Origin of the sequence: Nocardioides sp. NPDC057577, from assembly GCF_042801335.1 — a bacterium.
In the GTDB taxonomy this organism is placed as follows: domain Bacteria; phylum Actinomycetota; class Actinomycetes; order Propionibacteriales; family Nocardioidaceae; genus Nocardioides.
In genome coordinates this window covers 1-2,993 of record NZ_JBHVGB010000304.1, presented here as the reverse complement: position 1 = coordinate 2,993, position 2,993 = coordinate 1, and the positions used below count along the sequence as shown (strand labels likewise).

3 protein-coding genes are annotated in these 2,993 nt (G+C 67.0%); all 3 read right to left on the bottom strand.

Annotated elements, in window-relative coordinates; translation table 11 throughout:
* Positions 1–55 precede the first annotated feature (55 nt).
* Positions 56–442: an RNA polymerase-binding protein RbpA gene (locus ACFU7D_RS29230; protein WP_378873934.1), complete on the bottom strand. Its 387-nt coding sequence runs from the start codon at positions 440–442 to the stop codon at positions 56–58.
* Positions 443–683: 241 nt separating this feature from the next.
* Positions 684–2,036 carry an MFS transporter gene (locus tag ACFU7D_RS29225; RefSeq protein WP_378873931.1) on the bottom strand — a complete coding sequence of 451 codons (1,353 nt, stop codon included), beginning with the start codon at positions 2,034–2,036 and terminating at the stop codon, positions 684–686.
* Entirely contained in the window at positions 2,033–2,890 is an 858-nt protein-coding gene (locus ACFU7D_RS29220) for a glycerophosphodiester phosphodiesterase (RefSeq protein ID WP_378873928.1), read from the bottom strand. The genes ACFU7D_RS29225 and ACFU7D_RS29220 overlap by 4 nt, the downstream gene beginning before the upstream one ends.
* Positions 2,891–2,993 lie beyond the last annotated feature (103 nt).

Sequence of the window (2,993 nt, the reverse complement as noted above, 5' to 3'; positions counted from 1 at the left end):
ACGGCGGCCTTCCATGTCGGAAGGCCTCCGTCGGCGTATCTGGCTGTGTCAGAAGTCAGGCGTTGGCCTTCTTCTTCCCCGATCCCTTGCGGTGCAGGTGAGCCGGGCCGATCTCGCCACCACGAAGCAGGTCGAGGCGCTCCTTGAGGATGTCCTCGAGCTCCTTCTCCGAGCGCCGCTCCAGGAGCATGTCCCAGTGCGTACGCGCCGGCTTCTCAGCCTTCTCCTCCGGCTTGGCGCCGGAGAGGTTGAGAGCCTCCATGCCGCAGCGCGGGCACTCCCAGATGGCCGGAACCTCGGCCTCGTCCGACATCGTGATCTCGAAGTCGTGACCCTGCGGGCAGCGGTAGGCCACCTGCTGGCGACCCGCGAACTCGATCCCGCGTTCGTCCTCAAAACTTTGTCCGCCCAGTCGGGCGCCGCGCAACGTGCGCTCGGCCATGAAGCACCTCCTGAGTCGATCGTCCCCCGTTGAATGAGCTGAAGAGCGAGGCGGTCTGCGGACTCATGACGCAGGCCGTCTGGCCTCTTCACATCGTCAACGGTACAGAGGAGGTGATGATTCCGTGAAATGTCGGGATCGTCGCCGTGTTGTTCGACACAGGACCCGCCTGACCTGCGAATCTCCCTGAGAAAGTCCTGAACGGCCGATGTCCCGAAACCGCCAGCCGCTGAGCACGCTCTCACACACGCTGGGGCGCTCGGTTGCCTGCCTGCTCGATGCCCTTCGCGGTGTTCACGAGCGCCAGCAGGCCGCCACCGACGACGAAGAAGGCGATCAGCGCCAGGATCGCCGGCCGGTAGGAGTCGGTGATCTGGTAGACGAGTCCGAAGACCAGGGTGCCGAGCCAGGAGGTGCCGCGGTCCATGGCGTGGTAGAGGCTGAAGTACTCCGCCTCCTTGCCCGCCGGGATGAACAGCGAGAAGTAGGACCGGGCCAGCGCCTGGGTGCCGCCCATGACCAGACCGATCCCGACCGCGACGACGAGGAGCGGCACCAGGGTCTGCTCCGGCACGAAGTAGGCCGCGACGACGATGACCATCCAGCCGCCCAGACCGCCGAGGATCACCCGCTTGGCGCCGAAGCTCTTCGCCAGCCGGCCGAAGAAGACCGCCCCGCCGACCGCCACGAACTGCACCAGCAGATAGATGCCGAGCATCGTGCCGGTCTCGAACCCGAGCTCCTCGACCCCGTAGATCGACGCCGAGCTGATCACCGTCTGGATGCCGTCGTTGAAGAAGAGGTACGCCAGCAGGAAGGTCAGCGCGACCGGATACTGCGGGAGCTCACGCAGCGTCACGAACAGCTGACCGAAAGAGCGCGCCACGACACCGCCGGAGACGTCCTCGACGTCGGCGGGCTCGCGCCGGCGGATCCGGCGCCACGGGATGATGATGAACCCCGCCCACCACACTGCGGCCGAGAGCATCGAGATCCGCACCGCCAGCGCCGTCCCGAGGCCGAGGGGGTCGGCGAAGGTGACCAGGAGGAAGTTGACGGCGAGCAGGAGCCCACCACCGGCGTAGCCGTAGGCCCAGCCGATCGAGGAGACCCGGTCACGCTCGTCCTCGGTCGAGATCAGCGGAAGGATCGAGTCGCTGACCACCACCGCCGCGCCTGCACACAGGTTGGCGATGATGAACATGATCGAGCCGAACCACCAGTTGTCCCCGGTCATGAAGAACAGCAGCGCCGCGCAAAGCGCGCCGGCCCAGGCGAACCCGGCCATCAGGTCGGGCTTGCGCGAGGTGCGGTCGGCGATCGCGCCGACCAGCGGGTAGACGATCGCTGACAGGATCGTCGAGAACGTGATCACGAACGACGGCAGCGCGCCGGGCGCGATCGAGAGCCCGAGCACGTCGATCCGGTTGTCGACGGCGGCGGCCTTCGCGATCTCGATCAGGTAGGGCGCGAACAGGACACCGGCCACCGTCGTCTGGAAGGCGGAGACGGCCCAGTCGGTGAAGAACCAGCCCTTCTGCTCCCGGGCCCGCTCGACCGGTGTGAAGTCGCCGATCCCGGCTGATGTGGTCACTTCTCGGGCTCCTCGTTGTTCTCTTTGTCGGGCTCAGAATGGTGGGGCGAAGTCCGAGACGGCCCAGCCTCCCACAGGCCACGTTCCTCCAGGAACGCTTTGAGCACGTCGGTGCGGTCCGTCATCAGACCGTCGACGTCACGCTTGACCAACCGCTCCATCTCGGCCGGGTCGTCGATGGTCCAGACGTGGACCTCCTTGCCGGCCCTGTGGGCGCGGCGGACGAGGCCACGCGAAGCCACCCGGATCGACAGCGGCCCGGCGAGGTGCTCGTGGTGCGGGATCTGGAAGGCGTCGAACCGCGACCCGACGAGTCGCTTGGCGATGCCGGTCGTCGGCGCCAGCAGATAGGCCAGGACCTCTCGGATGTGGGCCGAGGTGCGTACGCGTCCCTCGGTGAGCCGGCGGAACGCCTCGAGCCGTCGGGCCGAGAAGGAGCCGACGATGACCTTGTCCTCGTGGTCGGTCGCGGCGAGGAGCTCGGCCAGCGCACCGACCGAGCCGTCGGACTTGAGATCGATGTTGAAGGTGACCTCCGGGAACGCCTCGAAGAGCTCCGCCAGCGTCGGCACCCCGTGGATACCGCCGATCCGGGCGGCCTTCACCTCGGCGTACGTCATCTCCGCGATCAGCCCGCTGGCGTCGGTCACCCGGTCCAGCGCCTCGTCGTGGAAGGCGAGCAGCACACCGTCGCGGGTGACGTGCACGTCGGTCTCGAGATGGGTGTAGCCGAGCTCCACCGCATGCCGGAATGCCTCCATGGTGTTCTCCATCCCGACCAGGTCGGGATGGAGCGCTCCACCACGGTGCGCATAGGCGCGTACGCGTCGTTGCTGCTCCTTCACGGGGAGCATCTAACCACTCGCGAGGACCGGATCACATGAGCCCGGAGACTCAGATGTCGCCGCAGCCCCACAAGTCAGCCGAGTCGGCTCATCCTGACCGAAAATCCAGCCG

Coding starts and splice junctions, on each gene's coding strand:
- ACFU7D_RS29230 (WP_378873934.1), bottom strand. CDS start 442: ATGGCCGAGCGCACGTTGCGCGGCGCCCGACTGGGCGGACAAAGTTTT.
- ACFU7D_RS29220 (WP_378873928.1), bottom strand. CDS start 2,890: ATGCTCCCCGTGAAGGAGCAGCAACGACGCGTACGCGCCTATGCGCAC.